Source organism: Streptomyces subrutilus, assembly GCF_001746425.1.
GTDB classification, from domain to species: Bacteria; Actinomycetota; Actinomycetes; order Streptomycetales; family Streptomycetaceae; genus Streptomyces; species Streptomyces subrutilus_A.
Genome location: NZ_MEHK01000001.1, coordinates 1,908,276 through 1,932,383, shown reverse-complemented (window position 1 = coordinate 1,932,383; position 24,108 = coordinate 1,908,276). Strand labels below are relative to the sequence as shown.

Genomic DNA, 24,108 nt, shown 5'->3' with positions numbered 1-24,108 from the left:
CCACCGGACGCGGGCCCTCAACACCCTGCGCCCCGTGGCCCGTTTCATGCGAAGCTGGGAGCCATGAGCGCCGACACACCCCGCAGGATCGCCCTCCTCCGGCACGCCAAGGCCGACTGGCCGCAGGTGTCCGACCACGACCGCCCGCTGGCGGAACGCGGCCGCGCGGAGGCGGCGGCCGTCGGTCTGAAGCTGGCCGAAACCGGTATCGCCTTCGACCTGGCCCTCTGCTCCACCGCCGCCCGCACCCGCGAAACCTGGAAGGCCGCCGTCCAGGAGCTGCCGCACCGGCCGAAGACCCACTACGAGGAGCGGCTCTACGAGGCCTCCCCGGGCGAGCTCATCGCCCTGCTGAACGAGACCCCCGACGAGGTCCACGACCTCCTCCTGATCGGTCACAACCCCGGCATGCACGCCCTCGCCGACGTACTGTCCAGCCGCGCGCAGGACGACACCCTGGCCAGGATGACCCGCAGCGGCTTCCCGACCGCGGCCCTCGCCGTCGTCTCCTTCGCCGGCCCCTGGAAGTCCCTCGAACCCGGCGTGGGCATCCTGCTCGACTACTGGACCCCCAAGGAGCACTGACCGGGGGACCACGAGCACGTACGCGAGGGCCCCGGCAGCCGATGCGGCCGCCGGGGCCCTTCCACGTCGTACGGACAGGGGCGCTCAGGCCAGGTCGGCGGCCTCGATCTCCTCGCGGGTGATCCCCAGCAGGTACAGCACCGCGTCCAGGAACGGCACGTTCACCGCCGTGTGCGCGGCCTCGCGGACCACCGGCTTGGCGTTGAAAGCCACGCCCAGCCCGGCCGCGTTCAGCATGTCCAGGTCGTTCGCTCCGTCGCCGATGGCCACCGTCTGGGACAGCGGCACCTCGGCCTCCGCGGCGAAACGGCGCAGCAGCCGGGCCTTGCCCGCCCGGTCCACGATCTCGCCGGTCACCCGGCCCGTCAGCTTCCCGTCCACGATCTCCAGGGTGTTGGCGGAGGCGAAGTCCAGCCCCAGCCGCTCCCGCAGATCGTCCGTCACCTGGGTGAACCCGCCGGAGACCACGCCCACCTGGTAGCCGAGCCGCTTGAGCGTACGGATCAGCGTTCGGGCGCCCGGCGTCAGCCGCACCTCGGCGCGGACCTTGTCCACGACGGACGCGTCCAGGCCCGCCAGCAGGGCCACCCGGGCGTGCAGGGACTGCTCGAAGTCCAGCTCGCCGCGCATGGCCCGCTCGGTGACCCGCGCGACCTCGGCCTCGCACCCGGCGTGCGCCGCGAACAGCTCGATGACCTCGTCCTGGATCAGGGTCGAGTCCACGTCCATGACGACGAGGCGCTGGGCCCGGCGGTGCAGCCCGGCCGATACGACGGCCACGTCCACGCCGATGTGCGCGGCGGCCGTGGCCAGCGCGGTGCGCAGCGGCTCGGTCTCACAGCCGGAGACGGCGAATTCCACGGCCGTCACCGGGTACTTGGCGAGCCGGAAGATGCGGTCGATGTTGCCGCCGGTCCCGGTGATCCGGGCGGCGATGGCCGCCGTGGACTCGGCGGTGAGCGGGTGGCCGAGCACGGTGACGTGGGACCGGCCGCTGCCGCGCGGACGGTTGTCACCGGTACCCGAGAGGATCTCGGCCTGGAGCTTGAGCGATTCGGCCCAGCTGTGGACGGTGGCCCGCACCTCGCCCTCGGTGGCGACGGCCGGCTTGGTGACGAGGGCGCACAGGACGATGCGGCCGCGCGTGACGACCTGCTCGATGTCGACGACGTCGACGGAGTAGGCGGCGAGGGTGTCGAACAGCCCGGCGGTGATCCCGGGACGGTCCTTGCCGAAGATCTTGACGAGGAGGGTGGGGACCTCGGAGTTCTGCGATGCGCTCATGGTGCTCTCACCGTATCTTCCCGTCCCGGAAGGCAGGACCCCCGTCCCACCCTTCAGACGCGCCACCCCCCGCCCCGACGCGCGACCGCGGCTCCGTACGGCGGCCGGCGCGGCTTCGACGGGGGCGCTCCCGGCGGGGGAGGCGGGGTGAGGGGCGGCAGCCGGGCGCGGGCGGGACCGGCCCGGGGGTGGCGCTCGGCCGTACGAGGCGGTCGGCGCGCCGGGGCCCGCGGGCTCGGCCTTGCGCCCGGGGCCGTGCTCGGCCTTGCGCCCGGGGCGTCGGGCTGGCCCGGGTCCGCCGCGGCACCGGGGGCGCGGCGAGCATCGGGCCGCCGCGCGCCGGGGCCGTGCCCGGCCCAGGCGCGGGCGGGACCGCCCCGGCGGGGGCGCTCGGCCGTACGAGGCCGTCGGCGCGGCGGGGTTGGCGGGCCCGGGCCACCCGCCGCGCCCGGCCTCGCGCCCGGCCTCGCGCCCGGCCTCCCCCCCCCGGGGCCCCGGCGCGGGTCGGACCGGGCCTGATGCGGAGCCGCAGCGGGGCGCGGCGAGTGTGTTCGACCGTGTACGGGGCCGAGCCCGGCCCTCCGCCCGGCGTGGTCGGGCAGCCCCGGATCCGCAACCGCACCGGGGGCGCGGCGACTATCTGGCCACCGTGGCCCGCCCCGGACGGGGCCCGTGTGGGTCGGTCCACGGCCAGCTCTGTCAGGGGAGCGCGGCGGTGACGGGTCAGGAGCGCGCAGAGCGGGCCCGCCGCCGCGCCCCACACCGCGCCCAGGGCTAGCGCCTCCGGGGCGGACCCCCATAACGCCACCCGGCATCGACCGCGTCCACCCAGCACGGCCCAGGGACGCGTCCCCCGACAGGGCCGTCAGCACCAGCGCCACCCCGTCACGGCCGACAGCCGCCCTGCGGCCCCGGAGTCCGTACGGCGGCCGGCCGGCCCGCCCGCGCAGAGCAGCAGCGGCCCGGCCCCGCCCCCAGCAGCCACCCGCCCGGCGTACTCCGCGAGGCGGACCACCGTCACCGGCTCCGGGGCGGCGCCCGCCGGCAGCCCGTCGAGCGGATCCGGCAGCGCCGGGCCGGCGCTGCCGGTGGCCCGGCCGTCCAGCGGGACGTACGGGCCCAGCAGCACCCCCGCCCAGCTGCCGTTCGGCGCACCCAGCAGGGCCGCGCCCAGTGCCCGCCCGGACCGGCTCGTCGCCCAGCGTCGACCCCACCGCCGCGGCCGGCCAGGCCGCCACCGCCGAGGCGGCCGGCCGCAGCCGCACCGCCCGCCCCGAACACCGACACGGCACCCGAGGGGGTAACGGTTCCGCCCACCGCCAGGACCACCACCGCCGCGGTCATCGCACCCGGCGAGCCGCCTGCGGCATCGGCGCCCGCCGGTACAGCCCGAGAGCCGCCCCCGCGGCACCCGCGGCCAGCGCCCAGCCCGCGGCGGCGGTGCCGGACGCCAGGACGTCTCCCCGACGGATGCGGCGCATGGGCGGCCCCCCGGTGCGCGGCGCGGGACCGCCGGGCGAGAAGTCCCGTATCTCACCCTCCGGGTGGCTTTCACCCCCCTCAACGGGCAGACGCAGACGCCTCGGCAAGGCCCCGATTCCACATGTGGCCGCAGGCCTGAAATAGTTCCCCCGGATGTTCGCCATACCTAGACTCCCTGACGTCATGGGGGATTCTCGGGGGACTTAAGTGGGGCTGGAGTGCCGGAACTCGTACTGGAATTGAATGGAAGGACCTGGACGCTCGATCCGTCCAGGTCGTACTCGCTGGGGCGCGACCCCCAGGGAGACGTGGTGATCGACGATGCCCGGGTGTCGTGGCGACACGCCACCATCAGCTGGAACGGCCGTGGTTGGGGCATCGAGGACCACGGCAGCACCAACGGCACCTATGTGCACGGCGCCCGGGTGCAGCAGGCCGAGCTCGTGCCGGGCACGCCGGTCCACCTGGGCAACGCCACCGACGGACCGCGGCTGAATCCCGTCGCGGCCGCCGCGCCCCAACCGGTCGTGGCCCAACAGGCCCCGGCCCAACAGGCCCCGGCCCAGGCTTACGCCCAGCAGCAGGCTCCGGCGTACCAGGCACCGCAGCAGCAGCCCCAGCAGCAGGCCTGGGAACAGCAGCCGCAGGTCCCGCACCAGCAGGGCGGCGGCCCGGCCGTGGCCCGCCCGGCGCAGGGGGCCGCTCCCCACCAGGGGGGCGACCGCAGCCCGACGACGTTCCACCAGCTCTCGCTGGGCCACGTCATGCGCATCGGCCGTGCGCTGGAGAACGAGCTGGTGGTCTCCGACCTCCAGGTCTCCCGCCACCACGCCGAATTCCGCTCCATGCCCGGCGGCCGCTTCGAGATCCACGACCTCGGCAGCCACAACGGCACCTACGTCAACGGTCAGCTGCTGGCCAAGTCCGGCAGCGCCATGCTCGGCCCGAACGACATCGTCGGCGTCGGCCACTCGACGTTCCGGATCGTCGGTGACCGCCTCGAGGAGCTCGTCGACACCGGCGAGGTCTCCTTCTCGGCCCGCCACCTCACGGTCACCGTCGACGGCGGCAAGCAGATCCTCAAGGACGTCACCTTCGGCGTCCCGGAGAAGTCGCTGATCGGCGTCATCGGCCCGTCCGGCTCCGGCAAGTCGACCCTGCTCAAGGCGCTGACCGGCTACCGGCCCGCCGACCAGGGCGACGTCCTCTACGACAACCGCAACCTGTACAAGCAGTTCGCGGAGCTCCGCCAGCGCATCGGCCTGGTCCCGCAGGACGACATCCTGCACAAGGAGCTGAAGGTCAGCACCGCTCTGAAGTACGCGGCCAAGCTGCGCTTCCCCGGCGACACCGCCGAGTCCGAGCGCGCGGCCCGCATCAACGAGGTGCTGCGCGAGCTCAAGCTCGACATCCACAAGGACAAGAAGATCACCTCGCTCTCGGGTGGTCAGCGCAAGCGCGTGTCCGTGGCCCTGGAGCTGCTCACCAAGCCGTCGCTGATCTTCCTCGACGAGCCGACCTCCGGCCTCGACCCGGGCATGGACCGCGACGTCATGCAGCTGCTGCGCGGCCTCGCCGACGACGGCCGCACCGTCCTCGTCGTCACGCACTCCGTCGCCGAGCTGTCGCTCTGCGACAAGCTGCTGGTCATGGCCCCGGGCGGTTCGGTCGCGTACTTCGGCCCGCCGGACGAGGCGCTGAACTTCTTCGGCTACAGCACCTGGGCGGACGTCTTCTCGTCCTTCGAGAACTACCGCGAATACGACTGGGCGGGCCGCTGGAAGGGCTCCCAGCACTACCAGCTGTACGCCGCCGACCTCGACGCCGTCGCCCCGCAGTCGGTCGCCATGCCGCCGGCCCAGCAGATGCGCCCCACGAAGCCGCAGGGCTGGGGCTCGCAGCTGTGGACGCTGATCCGCCGCTACGTGTCGGTGATCGCGTCGGACAAGGGCTTCATGGGCCTGATGCTGATCCTGCCCGCCGTCCTGGGCGTGGTCTCCACGGTCATCCCCGCGACCTTCGGCCTCGCGCCGCCCACGCCGCCGTCCCAGTTCAACGGCGACGCGGGCACGATCATGCTGATCCTCGCGGTCGGCATGTGCTTCTCCGGCGCCGCGAACTCGGTCCGCGAGCTGATCAAGGAACGCGTGATCTACGAGCGTGAGCGGGCGACGGGCCTGTCCCGGTCGGCGTACCTCATGTCGAAGGTGATCGTCCTCGGCTTCATCACGGCCATCCAGGGCGTGATCATCTGCGGGATCGGCTTCGCCCCGCGCGACCTGCCCCTCGAGGGCCTGCTGATGCCGCCGGCCGTCGAGCTCTGCGTGTCGGTCATCGCACTCGGCTTCACCTCGATGATGTTCGGCCTGGTGATCTCCTCGCTGGTGAAGACCGCCGAGAAGACCATGCCGCTGCTGGTCATGTTCGCGATCGTCCAGGTCGTCTTCACCGGCATCCTCTTCCAGGTCTACGACTCGCCGGGCCTGGAGCAGTTCGCCTGGCTGATGCCGTCCCGCTGGGCCGTCGCCGCCGCCGGCACCACGCTGAACCTCGGCCAGCTCATGCCGCCGTGGGACCGCGACAACCCGACCAACACCGACCCGCTCTGGGACGCCACGGTCGGCCAGTGGAGCCTGAACATCACCATCCTGTTGCTCATCGGCATCGCCTGCGGCTTCGCGGTGCAGCATCTGCTGCGCCGCCACGAGCCCGAGGTCATGCGCGCCGGCAAGTAGTCCGCCGGCCCGCGCACGCGCGGCGAAACGCCTGAGGGCGGCACCCGGTACTCCGGGGGCCGCCCTCAGGCGCATGGGGGGACGGTGGTGCCGTCGGCGTCCTAGTAGGCGCTGTTGACGTTGTCCATCGAGCCGTAGCGGTCGGCCGCGTAGTTGCAGGCGGCGACGATGTTGGCGACCGGGTCGTACTGGTCGAACTTGGTGCCCTTGACGTGGTACGCCTTGAAGGTCGGGTAGATGACCTGGAGCAGACCCTTGCTGGGGATGCCGTTCTGGGCGTTGATGTCCCAGTTGTTGATCGCCATCGGGTTACCGCTGGACTCACGCATGATGTTGCGGTGGATGCCGGCGTAGGAGCCCGGAATGTTTTCCTTCTTCATGATGAAGAGGGCTTCCTTGATCCAGCCGTCCAGGTTGTTCGCGAAGACGGGGGTGCGGGCGGCGGACCGGCTCGCGGCCTCCTTCTGCTCGCGCGCCTTCTTGGCGGCGGCCTCGGCGTCGGCCTTTGCCTTGGCCTTGGCCTTGGCCGCGGCGTCGGCCTTTGCCTTGGCCGCGGCGTCCTTCGCGGCCTTGTCGGCGACGACCAGCTGGGCGGAGAGGTGCTGCTGCACGGCCTTCGTCTGGGCGCCGTCGACGACCTGGGTCCAGGCGACGGGGGCGGCGGGGATCGTATCGCCCTCCGCGGCACCGGCCGGGACGAGGGAGAAGGCGAGGGCGGCGGCGCCGAGCGTGGCGACACCGGCAAAGGACAGCTTGTGTGCCTTCGTCAGACGACTGTGACCGGGAGTGCTGGAAGCAGACATGGCGGGGCAACCTCTTCGAATCGCGGGAGCCGCAGGAAGGCGTCGCTGGGATCCGGGTGGATCCGCGGCGCTGTGCGACGGGAGCAATTCTTAGCGGCGGCAAAATCCTGTGGCAAAGGTGTGACGTACGATCCCGCTTAGTGGATCAGGGGCGGGCGCCGAGGCCCGTTTTCGGGCCCCGGCGCTAGGCACGCCCGTGCTGACAGGGTCTTTACCTGTCCACTAGGGAGCTTCGTAAGTGATGTGGGTCCTATGCGCGGGCTCACATCGGGCACGTAACAGTCTCACCATGAGTTGCTGGCGCAACGCGTTCAGTGACGGGCCTCATCCCTGAGTAGCAGGGGGGCGCCGCCGTACTCGTGCCTGAGGCAGAGCCGGGCCACCGCCTCGCATACCCCAGCCGTACCGCGACACGCCCCGCGACCGCCTCCGGCATCAGCAGATGCCACGCCTCGGGCCCGGCCACCCGCGCCGCGTTCAGCAGCCCGGCCGTGCCCGCGGGCCCCTCTCGCCGTACGGGCCGCGCCCACCACAGCCGATCCGCCCCGCGGCCGGCGGCCCTACCAGGACGAGGGCGCACCCGCCCGGCGGCTCCACCCCGGCCCCGGTCGGCCCTCCGGCGTGCGGGCCGGGTCTTGTCCCGGCTCGCAGGGGTCCGCCCACCTGCCGTCACCGGCCCCGGGTCGCGAAGTGCGACCACGCCCTGCGGCCCAGCCTGCCGTCTCACGGCGGCCGAGGCTTTCACAGCAGCACGTCCCCGGCCCGCAGCAGCCCCGCCGGCCCGGAAGGTGAGCAGGGGCACCTCCTCGGTCCCCCGCAAGACCATTAGCCGTACGGAATCCAGGCCCCGCCCCGGCCCGCGCTGCTCGGCCGGTACCCGGTCCATAAGCCCCGGCGGAATGTCCCTTATATGCGGCTCCTCTTCCGGTACCGCCGCCCCGGCCCCCAACCCGCCCCCTCACCTCACACCCCGCCGGCGCCACGGCCCGCACCATCCATCCCGCCTCCGCCCGTGCCGCCGTGCTCCGCCCCCGCCCCGCCACCCCCACCGGCCCCCGCCGGGCCGGCACTGCCGGCCCCGAGCGCGTCACCGCGGTCGGCCCCCGCCCCCGCGTCGGCCGCCGGCCCCACCCGTACCGGTCCGTCGGACCTACGACCGCGGCCCGATCCCGCAGGTCACACCCCCGAGTACGGTGAGCGCATGCAGACCGGACCCCGCAGCGGCCTGGCAGCCGTCAGCACAGCGCTGCTCGCCATGAGCCGCCGCCTCGAGGTCCGCGACGTCCTGCGCACGATCGTCGTGTCCGCCCGCGAGCTCCTGGACGCCGAGTACGCGGCCCTGGGCGTCCCGGACGACCACGGCGGCTTCGCCCAGTTCGTCGTGGACGGCATCAGCGCCGAACAGTGGCGCAGGATCGGCCCGCTGCCCCGCCAGCACGGCATCCTCGCCGCGATGCTCCACCAGGACGGCCCCCAGCGGCTGGCCGACGTACGCGAGGACCCGCGCTTCGAGGGCTGGCCGGCCGCCCACCCCGACATGTCCGACTTCCTCGGCCTGCCCGTGCGGGACGGCGAGGAGACCCTCGGCTGCCTCTTCCTCGCGAACAAGCGCGGCGCCCCGGGCACGAAGCCCGGCTTCACCGACGAGGACGAGGAACTCCTCTCCCTCCTCGCCCAGCACGCGGCGATCGCCCTCACCAACGCCCGGCTCTACGAGCGCAGCCGCGAGCTCACCATCGCCGAAGAGCGCTCCCGGCTCGCCCACGAGCTGCACGACGCCGTCAGCCAGAAGCTCTTCTCGCTGCGCCTCACCGCCCAGGCCGCCGCCGCCCTCGTGGACCGCGACCCGGCCCGCGCCAAGGACGAGCTCCAGCAGGTGGCCGCCCTCGCGGCCGAGGCCGCCGACGAACTGCGCGCCGCCGTCACCGAGCTGCGCCCGGCCGCTCTGGACGAGGACGGCCTGATCGCCACCCTGCGCACCCAGGTCCAGGTGCTCGACCGCGCCCACACCGCGCACGTCACCTTCACCTGCGACGGGGTACGGGCGCTGCCCGCGACCCAGGAGGAAGCGCTCCTGCGGGTCGCCCAGGAAGCCCTCCACAACGCCCTGCGCCACTCGCTCGCCGACCGCGTCGACGTGAGCCTGACCCGGAGTCCCGCCGGGGGCGCGGTCCTCAAGGTCGTCGACTCCGGCAAGGGCTTCGACCCCCGCACCGTGCGCCGCGCGGGCCGCCACCTGGGCCTCGTCTCCATGCGGGACCGGGCGAGCGGCGTCGGCGGCCGGCTCGAAGTGCACTCGGAGCCCGGCAAGGGCACCACGATCGAGATGGAGGTCCCCGGTGGCTGACAGCGCAGGGCGAAGCGGAATCCGCGTACTGCTGGTCGACGACCACCAGGTGGTCCGGCGGGGGCTGCGCACCTTCCTCGAGGTCCAGGAGGACATCGACGTGGTCGGCGAGGCCTCCGACGGCGAGGAGGGCATCGCCCGCGCCGAGGAGCTGCGGCCCGACGTGATCCTGATGGACATCAAGATGCCGGGCACCGACGGCATCGAGGCGCTGCGGAGGCTGCGCGGGCTGGGGAACCCGGCGCGGGTGCTGATCGTGACCAGCTTCACGGAGCAGCGGACCGCGGTGCCCGCCCTGCGCGCGGGCGCCGCGGGGTACGTCTACAAGGACATCGACCCCGACGCCCTGGCCGGAGCCATCCGCTCCGTCCACGCCGGACACGTCCTCCTCCAGCCGGAGGTGGCGCAGGTCCTGCTCGCCCAGGAGGACCAGGGCGCCTCCACGGGCCGCCAGGGGTCGCTGACCGACCGCGAGCGCGAGGTGCTGGGCCTGGTCGCGGACGGCCGCTCCAACCGGGAGATCGCCCGGGCGCTCGTCCTGTCCGAGAAGACGGTCAAGACGCACGTCTCGAACATCCTCATGAAACTGGACCTCTCGGACCGGACCCAGGCCGCGTTGTGGGCGGTCAGGCACGGACTCGCCGAATGACCGGCGAATATCGGATTGTCTCGCTCCCGGACTGAGATTCATACGGTCGGGTGTATGTAGCCCACATGGCGTATCCCGGGCGCCGGGTGGCCGTTCTCCATGGCGTGCCGCGGCGGCTGGTCGCGGCCGACGTACTGGAGGACGAGAACGTGAAGAACATCAAGAAGGCCGCAGCCGTCACCATGATCGCGGGCGGCCTCGTCGCCGCCGGCGCGGGTGTCTCCTCGGCGCACGGCGGTGCGTCGGCGGAGGGCGAGGCCCAGCACTCGCCCGGCGTGGCCTCCGGGAACCTGCTCCAGGTCCCGGTCCACGTCCCCGTGAACGCGGTCGGCAACGCCGTCACCGTGATCGGCCTGCTCAACGGCGCCTTTGGCAACGCGGCCGTCAACGCCTGACCCCCTCCACCGGCCCCGCTTCCCCCTCTCTCCCCGGGACGCGGGGCCGCGCCACACCCCCGTCCGCCGGGGTGCGGCCGAATCCAGCCCCGCCGGCGTTTGAGGCGCGGGGTCTGGGGCGGAGCCCCAGGAGCCCGGGCGCAGCCCCCCCCGCCCCGCCCACCCGGCCCGGCCAGCCCAAACCCGCCGAGCCCGGGCGCAGCCCAGCCCGCCCCGCCCACCCGGCCCGGCCAGCCCAAACCCGCCGAGCCCGGGCGCAGCCCAGCCCGCCCCGCCCACCCAGCCCGGCCGCAGCCCAACCGCGAGACCCGCCGAGCCCGGGCGCAGCCCGACCCGCAGGCGACCTAGACCTCCCGCTCCCGGTCCTCCACCGCCGCGTTGTACGCCGCGACCAGCGCCCGCCGAGCCACCCGCTCCACCGGCCGCAAGGCCTCGGCCCGCGCCGCCATCTCCGAGGCGGCCACCGCTCCGCCGTGCCCCTTCTCGTACGCCAGCGTCACCAGCAGGTCCACCCGCTGCGCCAGCGCCAGCACCCGTACCGCCCGCTGCGGATACCCCGGCGCCAGCATCTCCTGCCCGGATCCCTCCGCCCGCGCCCGGTACGCCGACACCGCGGCGTCCGCCACCGGCCCCGACCCCGCCACGTCCAGCCGGGTCAGCGCCACGGTCGCCTCGCGCAGCGCCTCCGCCAGCTCCCGCTCCGCCTCGCCGAGCGACGGCACGTCCGCCGGCGGGGCCTCCCGTACCGGCAGGCAGTGCCAGGTCACCGAGACGTGCACGTCACCCGCGGGCCCGGCCTCGGCCACCTCCGGCACCAGGCCCAGCGCAGCGCCCACGCACACCACCGCCTCCTCCGCGTCCAGCGCCCGCGCGTTGAACTCCGCCGGACCGCTCAGCCCCAGCGGATGCCCCGGCGCCGGCAGCGCCACCCGCAGCCCGCTCACCCCCAGCGCCCGCAGCCGTCCCAGCGCCAGCGTGAGCCCCACGGGACCCGATTCCCCCGGCAGCCCGGCCACCCGGTGCACGGCGTCCTCGCCCACGATCGACAACACGGCCTCATCGGGCGAAACCAGACCGGCCAGCAGAGCGTTCCCCCAGGCGGCCAGCCGCCCTGAACGCGGTTCGAAAAGCATCCCCCAACTCTACGGACCCGCCCCCCGGCCCGGCCCCGGCCCCGCACTCCTCCCCGAGTGGCGTAGGTTTTCCCCTGGGGCTGCGCCTGCAGGCGCACAGACGAACCGACACTGCAAGGGGAGACAACGCGCTCATGAGCGATGTTCTGGAACTGGTGGACGTATCCGTGGTCCGCGAGGGCCGGGCTCTGGTGGACCAGGTCTCCTGGTCGGTGAAGGAGGGGGAGCGCTGGGTGATCCTCGGCCCCAACGGCGCCGGCAAGACCACGCTGCTGAACCTCGCCTCCAGCTACCTCTTCCCCACCACGGGCGCCGCCTCCATCCTCGGCAGCACCCTCGGCAAGGTGGACGTCTTCGAGCTGCGCCCGCGCATCGGCATCGCCGGCATCGCCATGGCCGACAAGCTGCCCAAGCGGCAGACCGTCCTGCAGACCGTCCTCACCGCCGCCTACGGCATGACGGCGACGTGGCAGGAGGAGTACGAGGACGTCGACGAGCAGCGCGCCCGCGCCTTCCTCGACCGCCTCGGCATGACGGACTACCTCGACCGGAAGTTCGGCACCCTCTCCGAGGGCGAGCGCAAGCGCACGCTGATCGCCCGCGCCCTGATGACGGACCCCGAGCTGCTGCTCCTCGACGAGCCCGCCGCCGGCCTGGACCTCGGCGGTCGCGAGGACCTCGTACGCCGGCTCGGCCGGCTCGCCCGCGACCCGCTCGCGCCCTCCATGGTCATGGTCACGCACCACGTCGAGGAGATCGCCCCCGGCTTCACCCACGTCCTGATGATCCGTCAGGGCAAGGTCGTCACCGCCGGCCCGATCGACCTCGAACTCACCTCCCGCAACCTCTCGATCTGCTTCGGCCTCCCGCTGGTCGTCGAGCGCAACGGAAACGACCGCTGGACCGCGCAGGGCCTTCCGCTCCGCTAGGACCGCCGCCCACGCACCCTGTCCCGACCGCGCCCACCCGACCTACCATGACCATGTGGACATCGACGCATGGGTGTGGTGGCTCATCGGCGCGGTCGGACTGGGCATCCCCCTCGTCCTCACCGCCATGCCGGAGTTCGGCATGTTCGCCGCCGGGGCGGTGGCGGCAGCCGTCACGGCGGCTCTCGGCGGGGGAGTGGTGGCACAAGTCCTCGTCTTCGTGGCCGTGTCGGTCGCGCTGATCGCCGTCGTACGGCCGATCGCCAACCGGCACCGCGACCAGCGGCCCCAACACCGCAGCGGCATCGACGCGTTGAAGGGCCGCAGCGCCGTCGTCCTCGAACGCGTCGACGGCAGCGGCGGCCGCATCAAGCTCGCCGGCGAGATCTGGTCCGCGCGCTCCCTCGACGCCGACACCAGCTTCGAACCCGGCCAGTCGGTCGACGTCGTGGAGATCGACGGGGCGACCGCCGTCGTGATGTGACAAGCAGCCTGCTCGCGGCCCCCGGGTCTGCGAGACTCCGCTCAACGGGGCAGCACAGACAGCCGGAAGGGCACGGGGAACCGCATGCAACCGATCATCATCGTCCTGATCATTCTGGTGGTTCTGGTCTTCATCGCACTGGTCAAGACGATCCAGGTGATCCCGCAGGCCAGCGCCGCCATCGTCGAGCGGTTCGGCCGCTACACCCGCACCCTCAACGCGGGCCTCAACATAGTCGTCCCGTTCATCGACTCGATCCGCAACCGGATCGACCTGCGCGAACAGGTCGTCCCGTTCCCGCCGCAGCCGGTGATCACCCAGGACAACCTGGTCGTCAACATCGACACCGTCATCTACTACCAGGTGACCGACGCCCGCGCCGCCACGTACGAAGTGGCCAGCTACATCCAGGCGATCGAGCAGCTCACCGTCACCACCCTGCGCAACATCATCGGCGGCATGGACCTGGAGCGGACCCTCACCTCCCGCGAGGAGATCAACGCGGCCCTGCGCGGCGTCCTCGACGAAGCCACCGGCAAGTGGGGCATCCGCGTCAACCGCGTCGAGCTCAAGGCCATCGAGCCGCCGACCTCCATCCAGGACTCGATGGAGAAGCAGATGCGCGCCGACCGCGACAAGCGCGCCGCCATCCTCCAGGCCGAAGGCGTCCGGCAGTCCGAGATCCTGCGCGCCGAAGGCGAGAAGCAGTCGTCCATCCTCCGCGCCGAGGGCGATGCCAAGGCCGCCGCCCTGCGCGCCGAGGGCGAGGCCCAGGCCATCCGCACGGTCTTCGAGTCCATCCACGCGGGCGACGCCGACCAGAAGCTCCTCGCCTACCAGTACCTCCAGATGCTCCCGAAGATCGCCGAAGGCGACGCCAACAAGCTCTGGATCGTGCCCAGCGAGATCGGAGACGCACTCAAGGGCCTCTCGGGCGCCATGGGCAACTTCGGCCCCATGGGCGGCGGTTCCGGCTTCAACCCGCAGAACTCCGGCAAGACCCCCGCCGGCACGGCCGACAAGGGCGCCGCCGACCGCCGGGAACAGCCCCCCATCGACTAGATGATTGATTCCAAGGGGTAGCTGCACGGACGCGAGGGTGCCCACTCTCAGTTTGTGACGACCGAGATAGACACCCTCGCAACTGCACTGTACGTGCGGGTCGATGACCTTTTGAAGGCTTCGCCGCATCTTGCTCCGTGGCGGCCGCGGGTGGGCCTGGAGCCGAAGCTCAGTGACGCGGAACTGGTCACCCTCGCGGTGATGCAGGCCCTGCTGGGCTTCGTCTCCGAGGCACGCTGGCTGCGCCACGCCCACGCCCGCCTGCGGCATCTCTTCCCGTACCTGCCCCAGCAGCCGGGCTGGAACAAACGCCTGCGACGGGCGTCGGGCCTGGTCAGACAGGTCCTGCGGGAGCTGGCCGCCGACACCGCACTCTGGACCGATGACGTGTGGATCGTGGACTCCACACCGGTGGAGTGCGGACGCTCCCGGGAGACCGCGAGACGCTCCGACCTGGCCGGATGGGCCGAGTACGGCTACTGCGCCAGCCACTCACGGTTCTTCTGGGGGCTGCGCCTGCACCTGGTCTGCACCCTGCACGGCCTGCCCATTGCCTTCGCGCTGACCGGAGCCAAAGCCGTCGAACGCGAAGTGCTGCTGGACATCTTCCACATCGAACCGGGCCTGCTCGCCAACCGGCCACCACCGACACTGCTGGCGGACAGGAACTACTACGGCCGCGCCTTCGAGAGGGACCTCGCCGACCTGGGCGTCCGGCTTCTGCGGCCGGCCCGCAAGGGTGAGCCCGAACGGGCCGGAGCCGAGCTGTTCAAACCGCTGCGTCAGCTGATCGAGTCGGTCAACCAGACCCTCAAGGGACAACTCGACCTCGAACGGCACGGCGGCCGCACTCCCGCCGGGGTCACCGTCCGGGTCCTGCAACGACTCCTCGCCCTGACCGCCGCGATATGGCACAACCACAAGACCGGTGGACCAGTCATCCGATCACTGACCGCCTACGACCACTAAGGCCTTGGAATCAATCATCTAGCGGCCGTCCGGGGGCCGGGGCCGGACAGGCCCCGGCCCCCGCGCCCCCCGGGCCGTCCCTTGCTGCATGATCAGTGCGGCCCCTCGACCTTCACGGCGGGGAGGCGACTGCCTCATGCAAAGGGGACGGCCCGTCCATGTCCATGCTCTCGATGTCCGTCTGGGAATCACTCGCGGTCTTCGCCGCCGGCATCGGCGCCGGCACCATCAACACCATCGTCGGCTCCGGCACCCTGATCACCTTCCCGGTGCTGCTCGCCACCGGCCTGCCGCCGGTCACCGCCAACGTGTCCAACACCCTCGGCCTGGTGCCCGGTTCCATCAGCGGAGCCATCGGCTACCGCAAGGAGCTCCAGGGCCAGCGCGCCCGCATCATCCGGCTCGGTGCCGTGTCCCTCGTCGGCGGCCTCGCGGGCGCCGTTCTGCTCCTGACCCTGCCGTCCGGCTCCTTCGACACGATCGTGCCCGTCCTCATCGGACTGGCCCTCCTGCTCGTCGTCCTCCAGCCCCGGCTCGCCGCCGCCCTGCGCCGCCGCCAGGACGCGGCGGGAGCAGACCCCGGACACCCCGACGGCGGCCCCGTGCTGCTCTCCGGCATGCTGCTCTCCAGCGCCTACGGAGGCTACTTCGGGGCAGCCCAGGGCGTGCTCTACGTCGGCCTGATGGGCCTGTTGCTCCGCGAGGACCTGCAGAGGATCAACGCGGTGAAGAACGTCATCGCGGCCATGGTGAACGGCATCGCGGCCGTCGTCTTCCTCTTCGTCGCCACCTTCGACTGGACGGCCGTGCTCCTCATCGCCGTCGGCTCCGCCATCGGCGGCCAGATCGGCGCCAAGGTCGGCCGCCGCCTCTCGCCGACCGTACTGCGCGGCGTCATCGTGGCGGTCGGCGTCATCGCCATCCTCCAGCTCCTGCTCCGCTGAGCGACGTAGCAGAGGTACGTCGCCCAGCGGGCCCGACTACGCGGCAGACGTGGCGCACGCGGAACCGGAACGCTCCAGCCACTCCGGCAGGGCCTCCCGCCCCGCCACCCCGAGGGCCAGCAGCATCGCGTCCGCCGGGGACGGCACGAAGGGCTCGCGCAGCAGCGGCATCCCCGCCTCCTCCGGCGTCCGCGCCGCCTTGCGGTGGTTGTCCTCGGCGCACGACGCCACCGTGTTCAGCCAGGTGTCCCCACCGCCCTGCGCCCTCGGCAGCACGTGGTCCACGGTCGTCGCGCGCCTCCCGCAGTACGCGCACCGGTGCTGGTCCCGGACCAACACCCCCCTCCGCGACCAGGGAGCATGTCTTCGGAAGGGCACCCGCACGTACCGGCACAGTCTGATCACACGGGGCATCGGAAGCTCCATGGTGGCGGCGCGCACGCGCAGCTCAGGATGCGACTGTTCGACCACGGCCTTGTCCTGGAGCACCAGAACCACAGCCCGGTTCAGCGTCACCGTCGACAGCGGCTCGAAGCTCGCATTCAGCACCAGCGTGTCCCGCATCTCGCCCACCTCCCGTGTGCAGGCCCGCGACCACCCTTGCGGCAGGGCCCGCAACCACTCTGGCCGCGGGCGCCACGCGGGACAACGCAATAAAAATGCCCGGTCCGGGTCGTCTTTAGACCAGGACCGGGCAAACGCTCGGGGAACTGTCAGCCGGCAGGCGCCTCGTACTCACCGATCAGCTGGGCGCGCCCGAGGGTGTGGAAGCGCAGATTGAACCCGACCACGGCCGGAGAGGCGTCGCTGTCGGGACCCAGCTTCTCCTGGTCCACCGCGTACACGGTGAACACGTACCGGTGCCGCTCGCCGGCCGGCGGAGCCGCCCCGCCGAAGTCCTTGGTCCCGTAGTCGTTCCGTACGTGCACGGCCCCGGCCGGCAGCCCCTCGAACTTCCCGCCGCCCGCCCCGGCCGGCAGCTCGGTGACCGAGACCGGCAGATCGAAGAGCACCCAGTGCCAGAACCCGCTGCCCGTGGGCGCGTCCGGGTCGAAGCACGTCACCGCGAAGCTCTTCGTCCCCTCCGGGAACCCCTCCCACCGCAGCTGCGGCGAGACGTTCCCGCCGTCGAGCACCTGGGCGCCGCCCAGATCGGCACCCGGCGCGAGATCCGCACTGGTCACCGTGAAGGCGTGCACCTCGGGGTGGAAGTCGTGCGGAAGGGGCGCCCTGCTCTGCTCGGTCACTGCTGTACCTCCTGCTCGGATACGCGTACGGGGCCGAGCCTAGAACCAGTTGCGCTGCGAACCGACCGACGCGATCCACTGGTTCAGGTAAGCCGCCCAGTCCGTCTCCTGATACGACTGCAGCCCCACCTGGAAGCAGCGGTAGGTGTCACTGCCCTCGCTGAACAGGCCCGGCTTCTTGTCCATCTCCAGGACGACGTCCATCTCCCGGCCGTCCGTGACGAAGGTCAGCTCGACCTGGTTCAGCCCCCGGTACTGCGACGGCGGCAGGAACTCGATCTCCTGGTAGAAGGGCAGCGTCTGCCGCGTCCCGCGGATGTGCCCGCGCTCCATGTCCGCACTGCGGAAGGTGAAGCCCAGCTGACGGAAGGCGTCGAGGATCGCCTGCTGCGCCTGCACCGGGTGCACGTTGATCGGGTCGAGGTCGCCCGCGTCGACCGCACGCGCGATCTCCAGCTCGGTGCTCACCCCGATGTTCATCCCGTGCAGGTGCTGACCACCGAAGTGGGTGATCGGCGTCTCCCAGGGGATCTCCAGCCCGAACGGCACCACGTGCACCGCGCCGGCCTGCACCTGGAACGCACCGCCGAGCCGCTGCTTGGTGAAGACGACGTCCTGCTTGTACTCCTGGTCGCCGCCCTCGACCTCGACGCGCGCCTGCAGCCCGACGGACAGCCCCTCGATCTGCTGCTCCACGGATCCGCCCTGGATCCGGACCTCGCCCTGGACGATCCCGCCCGGTGCGACGTTCGGCTCGGTGATGATCGTGTCCACCGAGGCACCACCGGCACCCAGACTCGCGAACAGCTTCTTGAACCCCATGCTCTGACTCCCCTTGAAGGCTTGTGCGACTACCCCTTACCAACGCGGAACCATAGGCCCCGGTTGCAGCGGTACGCGTTCGACTACGCTCGTCCGGATGAGCGCGCGCCCCGACCGTACGCCCCTTGCCCGGTCCTTCTTCGACCGCCCGGTCCTCACGGTGGCCCCGGACCTCCTGGGCCGGACCCTGGTCCGGCGCGGCCCGGACGGCCCCATCGAGCTGCGCATCACGGAGGTGGAGGCGTACGAGGGCGAGTCCGACCCGGGCTCCCACGCCTACCGAGGCCGCACGGCCCGGAACGCATCGATGTTCGGGCCGCCCGGACACGCGTACGTCTACTTCATCTACGGCATGTGGTTCAGCCTCAACCTGGTGTGCGGCCCGCCCGGCCACGCGAGCGGAGTACTGCTGCGCGCGGGGGAGATCACGGTGGGCGCGGACCTGGCCTCCAAACGTCGACTTTCGGCCAGATACCCGAAGGAACTGGCCAAAGGCCCGGCCCGGCTCGCCACCGCCCTGGACGTGGACCGCTCCCTCGACGGCGCCGACCTCTGCGACGGCCCCGATTCCCCGCTGTCCCTCCTCGCGGGCACCGCCACCTCGCCCGACCTGGTGAGCAGCGGTCCGCGCACGGGAGTGGGCGGCGCCGGCGCGGACCATCCGTACCGCTTCTGGATCACCCACGACCCGACGGTGAGTCCGTACCGAGCCCATGCGCCACGCCGCCGTTCAACTTGACTCGGCTCTGCCGGACGCCTAACGTAGTCCGAGCCGCTTGAACGGGGCACTGCCATCGGCAGACCCTCGGAGCGGCCAACCCACTACCTACGACTTACCCCTGGCGGGGTCTTCTTCGGCATGCCCGAATTTCTCCGCCGACCACTCGATTATGAATGGCAAGGGATAAGCGCTAACGTGGCGGAGCGCCGAAAGGCACAGACCCTCCAGCGGTCACCGAATTCAAATCCGAGTCGGAAACGGCGAAGGAAATGATCTGGTAGAGTTGGAAACGCAAGAACAGCAGGAAACAGAACGACAGCCCGGAGGAAAGCCCGAGAGGGTGAGTACGAAGGAAGCGTCCGTTCCTTGAGAACTCAACAGCGTGCCAAAAATCAACGCCAAAAGTTGATACCCCGTCCATTTCGGTGGATGAGGTTCCTTTGAAAAAGACCTGTGGGGCTCCCTCGTGGAGTGCTTGCAGGCGATTACACAGCGAGGACGCAGTGGACGGTCGGTCTTATTCCGACATGATCGTCCCGCTCTACGTGATGTGTGCACCCGATTACGGGTAAACATTCATGGAGAGTTTGATCCTGGCTCAGGACGAACGCTGGCGGCGTGCTTAACACATGCAAGTCGAACGATGAAGCCCTTCGGGGTGGATTAGTGGCGAACGGGTGAGTAACACGTGGGCAATCTGCCCTTCACTCTGGGACAAGCCCTGGAAACGGGGTCTAATACCGGATACCACTCCTGCCTGCATGGGCGGGGGTTGAAAGCTCCGGCGGTGAAGGATGAGCCCGCGGCCTATCAGCTTGTTGGTGGGGTAATGGCCCACCAAGGCGACGACGGGTAGCCGGCCTGAGAGGGCGACCGGCCACACTGGGACTGAGACACGGCCCAGACTCCTACGGGAGGCAGCAGTGGGGAATATTGCACAATGGGCGAAAGCCTGATGCAGCGACGCCGCGTGAGGGATGACGGCCTTCGGGTTGTAAACCTCTTTCAGCAGGGAAGAAGCGAAAGTGACGGTACCTGCAGAAGAAGCGCCGGCTAACTACGTGCCAGCAGCCGCGGTAATACGTAGGGCGCAAGCGTTGTCCGGAATTATTGGGCGTAAAGAGCTCGTAGGCGGCTTGTCACGTCGGATGTGAAAGCCCGAGGCTTAACCTCGGGTCTGCATTCGATACGGGCTAGCTAGAGTGTGGTAGGGGAGATCGGAATTCCTGGTGTAGCGGTGAAATGCGCAGATATCAGGAGGAACACCGGTGGCGAAGGCGGATCTCTGGGCCATTACTGACGCTGAGGAGCGAAAGCGTGGGGAGCGAACAGGATTAGATACCCTGGTAGTCCACGCCGTAAACGTTGGGAACTAGGTGTTGGCGACATTCCACGTCGTCGGTGCCGCAGCTAACGCATTAAGTTCCCCGCCTGGGGAGTACGGCCGCAAGGCTAAAACTCAAAGGAATTGACGGGGGCCCGCACAAGCAGCGGAGCATGTGGCTTAATTCGACGCAACGCGAAGAACCTTACCAAGGCTTGACATATACCGGAAAGCATTAGAGATAGTGCCCCCCTTGTGGTCGGTATACAGGTGGTGCATGGCTGTCGTCAGCTCGTGTCGTGAGATGTTGGGTTAAGTCCCGCAACGAGCGCAACCCTTGTCCTGTGTTGCCAGCATGCCCTTCGGGGTGATGGGGACTCACAGGAGACCGCCGGGGTCAACTCGGAGGAAGGTGGGGACGACGTCAAGTCATCATGCCCCTTATGTCTTGGGCTGCACACGTGCTACAATGGCCGGTACAATGAGCTGCGATACCGTGAGGTGGAGCGAATCTCAAAAAGCCGGTCTCAGTTCGGATTGGGGTCTGCAACTCGACCCCATGAAGTCGGAGTTGCTAGTAATCGCAGATCAGCATTGCTGCGGTGAATACGTTCCCGGGCCTTGTACACACCGCCCGTCACGTCACGAAAGTCGGTAACACCCGAAGCCGGTGGCCCAACCCGTAAGGGAGGGAGCTGTCGAAGGTGGGACTGGCGATTGGGACGAAGTCGTAACAAGGTAGCCGTACCGGAAGGTGCGGCTGGATCACCTCCTTTCTAAGGAGCACAGTACCGATTGCAGACAAATGTTCTGCACGGTCAGCTCATGGGTGGAACGTTGATTAGTTGGCACCTTCGGATCTGATGGTTCTCGAGTACTGCTTCGGCGTGGAAAGAGAAGACGGATGGTCGAGGGTGCTTGGCACGTTGTTGGGTCCTGAAGGTACGGCCGTAAGGTCATGTCTTCAGTGCCGGCCCCAGTGAACTTGTGCTCTTTGAGTACAGGGTGATGGGTGGCTGGTCGTTGTTTGAGAACTACACAGTGGACGCGAGCATCTGTGGCCAAGTTTTTAAGGGCGCACGGTGGATGCCTTGGCACCAGGAACCGATGAAGGACGTGAGAGGCCGCGATAGGCCCCGGGGAGCTGCCAACTGAGCTTTGATCCGGGGGTGTCCGAATGGGGAAACCCGGCAGTCGTCATGGGCTGTCACCCATGCCTGAACACATAGGGCATGTGGAGGGAACGAGGGGAAGTGAAACATCTCAGTACCCTCAGGAAGAGAAAACAACCGTGATTCCGGGAGTAGTGGCGAGCGAAACCGGATGAGGCCAAACCGTATGCGTGTGATACCCGGCAGGGGTTGCGCATGCGGGGTTGTGGGAATGAGCTTGATCGGTCTGCCGGCCGGTCGGCGAGTCAGAAACCGTTGATGTAGTCGAAGGACATGCGAAAGGTCCGGCGTAGAGGGTAAGACCCCCGTAGACGAAACATCAGCGGCTTGCTTGCTCATCTCCCAAGTAGCACGGGGCCCGAGAAATCCCGTGTGAATCTGGCGGGACCACCCGCTAAGCCTAAATATTCCCTGGTGACCGATAGCGGATAGTACCGTGAGGGAATGGTGAAAAGTACCGCGGGAGCGGAGTGAAATAGTACCTGAAACCGTGTGCCTACAAGCCGTGGGAGCGTCGCTCATTGGGTTTACCCAATGGGTCGTGACTGCGTGCCTTTTGAAGAATGAGCCTGCGAGTTAGCGGTGTGTAGCGAGGTTAACCCGTGTGGGGAAGCCGTAGCGAAAGCGAGTCCGAATAGGGCGATTGAGTTGCACGCTCTAGACCCGAAGCGGAGTGATCTAGCCATGGGCAGGTTGAAGCGGAGGTAAGACTTCGTGGAGGACCGAACCCACCAGGGTTGAAAACCTGGGGGATGACCTGTGGTTAGGGGTGAAAGGCCAATCAAACTCCGTGATAGCTGGTTCTCCCCGAAATGCATTTAGGTGCAGCGTCGTGTGTTTCTTGCCGGAGGTAGAGCACTGGATAGGCGATGGGCCCTACCGGGTTACTGACCTTAGCCAAACTCCGAATGCCGGTAAGTGAGAGCACGGCAGTGAGACTGTGGGGGATAAGCTCCATGGTCGAGAGGGAAACAGCCCAGAGCATCGACTAAGGCCCCCAAGCGTACGCTAAGTGGGAAAGGATGTGGAGTCGCAGAGACAACCAGGAGGTTGGCTTAGAAGCAGCCACCCTTGAAAGAGTGCGTAATAGCTCACTGGTCAAGTGATTCCGCGCCGACAATGTAGCGGGGCTCAAGCGTACCGCCGAAGTCGTGTCATTGCAGCAATAGGGCCAACGCCCGCTGTGATGGGTAGGGGAGCGTCGTGTGCCGGGTGAAGCAGCAGCGGAAGCTAGTTGTGGACGGTTCACGAGTGAGAATGCAGGCATGAGTAGCGATACACACGTGAGAAACGTGTGCGCCGATTGACTAAGGGTTCCTGGGTCAAGCTGATCTGCCCAGGGTAAGTCGGGACCTAAGGCGAGGCCGACAGGCGTAGTCGATGGACAACCGGTTGATATTCCGGTACCCGCTTTGAAACGCCCAATATCGAATCAGGCGATGCTAAGTCCGTGAAGCCGTTCCGGACCCTTCGGGGAAAGGAAAGTGGTGGAGCCGACGAACCAGACTTGTAGTAGGTAAGCGATGGGGTGACGCAGGAAGGTAGTCCAGCCCGGGCGGTGGTTGTCCCGGGGTAAGGGTGTAGGCCGAGGGGTAGGCAAATCCGTCCCTCATTAAGGCTGAGACCTGATGCCGAGCCGATTGTGGTGAAGTGGATGATCCTATGCTGTCGAGAAAAGCCTCTAGCGAGTTTCATGGCGGCCCGTACCCTAAACCGACTCAGGTGGTCAGGTAGAGAATACCGAGGCGTTCGGGTGAACTATGGTTAAGGAACTCGGCAAAATGCCCCCGTAACTTCGGGAGAAGGGGGGCCATCACTGGTGATCGGATTTACTCCGTGAGCTGGGGGTGGCCGCAGAGACCAGCGAGAAGCGACTGTTTACTAAAAACACAGGTCCGTGCGAAGCCGTAAGGCGATGTATACGGACTGACGCCTGCCCGGTGCTGGAACGTTAAGGGGACCGGTTAGTGCGCTTTCGGGCGTGCGAAGCTGAGAACTTAAGCGCCAGTAAACGGCGGTGGTAACTATAACCATCCTAAGGTAGCGAAATTCCTTGTCGGGTAAGTTCCGACCTGCACGAATGGCGTAACGACTTCTCGACTGTCTCAACCATAGGCCCGGTGAAATTGCACTACGAGTAAAGATGCTCGTTTCGCGCAGCAGGACGGAAAGACCCCGGGACCTTTACTACAGTTTGATATTGGTGTTCGGTTCGGCTTGTGTAGGATAGGTGGGAGACTTTGAAGCGGCCACGCCAGTGGTTGTGGAGTCGTCGTTGAAATACCACTCTGGTCGTGCTGGATGTCTAACCTCGGTCCGTGATCCGGATCAGGGACAGTGTCTGATGGGTAGTTTAACTGGGGCGGTTGCCTCCCAAAGGGTAACGGAGGCGCCCAAAGGTTCCCTCAGCCTGGTTGGCAATCAGGTGTTGAGTGTAAGTGCACAAGGGAGCTTGACTGTGAGACCGACGGGTCGAGCAGGGACGAAAGTCGGGACTAGTGATCCGGCGGTGGCTTGTGGAAGCGCCGTCGCTCAACGGATAAAAGGTACCCCGGGGATAACAGGCTGATCTTCCCCAAGAGTCCATATCGACGGGATGGTTTGGCACCTCGATGTCGGCTCGTCGCATCCTGGGGCTGGAGTCGGTCCCAAGGGTTGGGCTGTTCGCCCATTAAAGCGGTACGCGAGCTGGGTTTAGAACGTCGTGAGACAGTTCGGTCCCTATCCGCTGTGCGCGTAGGAATATTGAGAAGGGCTGTCCCTAGTACGAGAGGACCGGGACGGACGAACCTCTGGTGTGCCAGTTGTCCTGCCAAGGGCATGGCTGGTTGGCTACGTTCGGGAGGGATAACCGCTGAAAGCATCTAAGCGGGAAGCCTGCTTCGAGATGAGTATTCCCACCTCCTTGAGAGGGTAAGGCTCCCAGTAGACGACTGGGTTGATAGGCCAGATGTGGAAGCCCGGTAACGGGTGAAGCTGACTGGTACTAATAGGCCGAGGGCTTGTCCTCAGTTGCTCGCG

General features: G+C 68.7%; 19 protein-coding genes and 2 rRNA genes. 13 read left to right on the top strand and 8 right to left on the bottom strand.

Translation table 11 applies throughout. From position 1 onward, the window contains the following. Window positions 1-63 precede the first annotated feature (63 nt). Window positions 64-585, top strand: a complete 522-nt coding sequence (locus BGK67_RS09705; RefSeq protein WP_069919696.1) for a SixA phosphatase family protein — start codon at window positions 64-66, stop codon at window positions 583-585. Window positions 586-669: 84 nt separating this feature from the next. On the opposite strand, the gene serB is transcribed toward BGK67_RS09705, so the two are convergent. The 3 genes from serB to BGK67_RS38785 all read right to left on the bottom strand — a co-directional run bounded on the left by serB (window position 670) and on the right by BGK67_RS38785 (window position 3,350). Next, the gene (gene serB, locus BGK67_RS09700) at window positions 670-1,869 is read right to left on the bottom strand and encodes a phosphoserine phosphatase SerB (RefSeq protein ID WP_069919695.1); all 1,200 of its coding nucleotides are present in this window, start codon (window positions 1,867-1,869) and stop codon (window positions 670-672) included. An 865-nt stretch (window positions 1,870-2,734) separates the two neighbouring features. Continuing rightward, complete coding sequence (locus BGK67_RS09695; RefSeq protein ID WP_069919694.1) at window positions 2,735-2,998, bottom strand: hypothetical protein; 264 nt, start codon at window positions 2,996-2,998, stop codon at window positions 2,735-2,737. Between the two features lie 211 nt (window positions 2,999-3,209). Then, window positions 3,210-3,350 (bottom strand): hypothetical protein, encoded by a 141-nt coding sequence (locus BGK67_RS38785; RefSeq protein ID WP_167739560.1) that lies wholly within the window; start codon window positions 3,348-3,350, stop codon window positions 3,210-3,212. A 219-nt stretch (window positions 3,351-3,569) separates the two neighbouring features. Between BGK67_RS38785 and BGK67_RS09690 the strand changes: the two genes are divergently transcribed. Further along, entirely contained in the window at window positions 3,570-6,086 is a 2,517-nt protein-coding gene (locus BGK67_RS09690; RefSeq protein ID WP_079154107.1) for an ABC transporter ATP-binding protein/permease, read from the top strand. 101 nt (window positions 6,087-6,187) lie between these two features. Here the strand turns inward: BGK67_RS09690 and BGK67_RS09685 are convergent, their stop codons facing one another. Continuing rightward, entirely contained in the window at window positions 6,188-6,889 is a 702-nt protein-coding gene (locus BGK67_RS09685) for a transglycosylase SLT domain-containing protein (RefSeq protein ID WP_069919692.1), read from the bottom strand. Window positions 6,890-8,090: 1,201 nt separating this feature from the next. Between BGK67_RS09685 and BGK67_RS09680 the strand changes: the two genes are divergently transcribed. The 3 genes from BGK67_RS09680 to BGK67_RS09670 all read left to right on the top strand — a co-directional run bounded on the left by BGK67_RS09680 (window position 8,091) and on the right by BGK67_RS09670 (window position 10,280). Then, the gene (locus BGK67_RS09680; protein WP_069919691.1) at window positions 8,091-9,236 is read left to right on the top strand and encodes a GAF domain-containing sensor histidine kinase; all 1,146 of its coding nucleotides are present in this window, start codon (window positions 8,091-8,093) and stop codon (window positions 9,234-9,236) included. Then, window positions 9,229-9,885 (top strand): response regulator, encoded by a 657-nt coding sequence (locus BGK67_RS09675; RefSeq protein ID WP_069919690.1) that lies wholly within the window; start codon window positions 9,229-9,231, stop codon window positions 9,883-9,885. Before BGK67_RS09680 ends, BGK67_RS09675 begins: the two co-directional genes overlap by 8 nt. Window positions 9,886-10,034: 149 nt before the next feature. Then, the gene (locus tag BGK67_RS09670) at window positions 10,035-10,280 is read left to right on the top strand and encodes a chaplin (RefSeq protein ID WP_069923744.1); all 246 of its coding nucleotides are present in this window, start codon (window positions 10,035-10,037) and stop codon (window positions 10,278-10,280) included. Between the two features lie 344 nt (window positions 10,281-10,624). Here BGK67_RS09670 and BGK67_RS09665 read toward each other — a convergent pair whose 3' ends face one another. Then, window positions 10,625-11,413, bottom strand: a complete 789-nt coding sequence (locus BGK67_RS09665) for a hypothetical protein (protein ID WP_079154106.1) — start codon at window positions 11,411-11,413, stop codon at window positions 10,625-10,627. Between the two features lie 134 nt (window positions 11,414-11,547). On the opposite strand from BGK67_RS09665, the gene BGK67_RS09660 reads away from it, so the two are divergent. From BGK67_RS09660 to BGK67_RS09640, 5 genes are all read left to right on the top strand, one after another. Then, window positions 11,548-12,342, top strand: coding sequence for an ABC transporter ATP-binding protein (locus BGK67_RS09660; RefSeq protein WP_069919689.1), 795 nt, complete (start codon window positions 11,548-11,550; stop codon window positions 12,340-12,342). Window positions 12,343-12,397: 55 nt separating this feature from the next. Continuing rightward, window positions 12,398-12,826, top strand: a complete 429-nt coding sequence (locus BGK67_RS09655) for an NfeD family protein (RefSeq protein ID WP_069919688.1) — start codon at window positions 12,398-12,400, stop codon at window positions 12,824-12,826. Window positions 12,827-12,910: 84 nt separating this feature from the next. Continuing rightward, window positions 12,911-13,888 (top strand): SPFH domain-containing protein, encoded by a 978-nt coding sequence (locus tag BGK67_RS09650; protein ID WP_069919687.1) that lies wholly within the window; start codon window positions 12,911-12,913, stop codon window positions 13,886-13,888. 54 nt (window positions 13,889-13,942) lie between these two features. Continuing rightward, complete coding sequence (locus tag BGK67_RS09645) at window positions 13,943-14,857, top strand: IS982 family transposase (RefSeq protein ID WP_069918714.1); 915 nt, start codon at window positions 13,943-13,945, stop codon at window positions 14,855-14,857. A 173-nt stretch (window positions 14,858-15,030) separates the two neighbouring features. Next, a complete protein-coding gene (locus BGK67_RS09640; RefSeq protein ID WP_069923742.1) occupies window positions 15,031-15,801 on the top strand; it encodes a sulfite exporter TauE/SafE family protein in 771 nt (256 codons plus the stop codon). Between the two features lie 36 nt (window positions 15,802-15,837). Here the strand turns inward: BGK67_RS09640 and BGK67_RS09635 are convergent, their stop codons facing one another. The 3 genes from BGK67_RS09635 to BGK67_RS09625 form a co-directional block, all read right to left on the bottom strand. Beyond that, on the bottom strand, window positions 15,838-16,365 hold the full coding sequence (locus BGK67_RS09635; protein ID WP_069919686.1) for an HNH endonuclease: 528 nt from the start codon (window positions 16,363-16,365) through the stop codon (window positions 15,838-15,840). Between the two features lie 149 nt (window positions 16,366-16,514). Next, entirely contained in the window at window positions 16,515-17,048 is a 534-nt protein-coding gene (locus BGK67_RS09630) for a YbhB/YbcL family Raf kinase inhibitor-like protein (RefSeq protein WP_069919685.1), read from the bottom strand. Between the two features lie 39 nt (window positions 17,049-17,087). After that, window positions 17,088-17,870 (bottom strand): sporulation protein, encoded by a 783-nt coding sequence (locus tag BGK67_RS09625; RefSeq protein ID WP_069919684.1) that lies wholly within the window; start codon window positions 17,868-17,870, stop codon window positions 17,088-17,090. A 97-nt stretch (window positions 17,871-17,967) separates the two neighbouring features. On the opposite strand from BGK67_RS09625, the gene BGK67_RS09620 reads away from it, so the two are divergent. The 3 genes from BGK67_RS09620 (at window position 17,968) to BGK67_RS09605 (ending at window position 24,097) form a co-directional block, all read left to right on the top strand. Continuing rightward, window positions 17,968-18,609 (top strand): DNA-3-methyladenine glycosylase, encoded by a 642-nt coding sequence (locus BGK67_RS09620; protein WP_069919683.1) that lies wholly within the window; start codon window positions 17,968-17,970, stop codon window positions 18,607-18,609. Window positions 18,610-19,166: 557 nt separating this feature from the next. Then, window positions 19,167-20,691 (top strand): 16S ribosomal RNA (locus BGK67_RS09610). A 283-nt stretch (window positions 20,692-20,974) separates the two neighbouring features. Beyond that, window positions 20,975-24,097: ribosomal RNA gene (locus BGK67_RS09605) — 23S ribosomal RNA — on the top strand. The 16S and 23S rRNA genes sit together here, the layout of an rRNA operon. Window positions 24,098-24,108: the final 11 nt, after the last annotated feature.

What these genes read in the sequence shown, in the direction of transcription:
- BGK67_RS09640 (WP_069923742.1), top strand. Translation starts at nt 15,031, where the DNA reads ATGTCCGTCTGGGAATCACTCGCGGTCTTCGCCGCCGGCATCGGCGCC.
- serB (WP_069919695.1), bottom strand. Translation starts at nt 1,869, where the DNA reads ATGAGCGCATCGCAGAACTCCGAGGTCCCCACCCTCCTCGTCAAGATC.
- BGK67_RS09650 (WP_069919687.1), top strand. Translation starts at nt 12,911, where the DNA reads ATGCAACCGATCATCATCGTCCTGATCATTCTGGTGGTTCTGGTCTTC.
- BGK67_RS09705 (WP_069919696.1), top strand. Translation starts at nt 64, where the DNA reads ATGAGCGCCGACACACCCCGCAGGATCGCCCTCCTCCGGCACGCCAAG.
- BGK67_RS09665 (WP_079154106.1), bottom strand. Translation starts at nt 11,413, where the DNA reads ATGCTTTTCGAACCGCGTTCAGGGCGGCTGGCCGCCTGGGGGAACGCT.
- BGK67_RS09635 (WP_069919686.1), bottom strand. Translation starts at nt 16,365, where the DNA reads ATGCGGGACACGCTGGTGCTGAATGCGAGCTTCGAGCCGCTGTCGACG.
- BGK67_RS09660 (WP_069919689.1), top strand. Translation starts at nt 11,548, where the DNA reads ATGAGCGATGTTCTGGAACTGGTGGACGTATCCGTGGTCCGCGAGGGC.
- BGK67_RS09680 (WP_069919691.1), top strand. Translation starts at nt 8,091, where the DNA reads ATGCAGACCGGACCCCGCAGCGGCCTGGCAGCCGTCAGCACAGCGCTG.
- BGK67_RS09685 (WP_069919692.1), bottom strand. Translation starts at nt 6,889, where the DNA reads ATGTCTGCTTCCAGCACTCCCGGTCACAGTCGTCTGACGAAGGCACAC.
- BGK67_RS38785 (WP_167739560.1), bottom strand. Translation starts at nt 3,350, where the DNA reads ATGCGCCGCATCCGTCGGGGAGACGTCCTGGCGTCCGGCACCGCCGCC.
- BGK67_RS09620 (WP_069919683.1), top strand. Translation starts at nt 17,968, where the DNA reads ATGAGCGCGCGCCCCGACCGTACGCCCCTTGCCCGGTCCTTCTTCGAC.
- BGK67_RS09625 (WP_069919684.1), bottom strand. Translation starts at nt 17,870, where the DNA reads ATGGGGTTCAAGAAGCTGTTCGCGAGTCTGGGTGCCGGTGGTGCCTCG.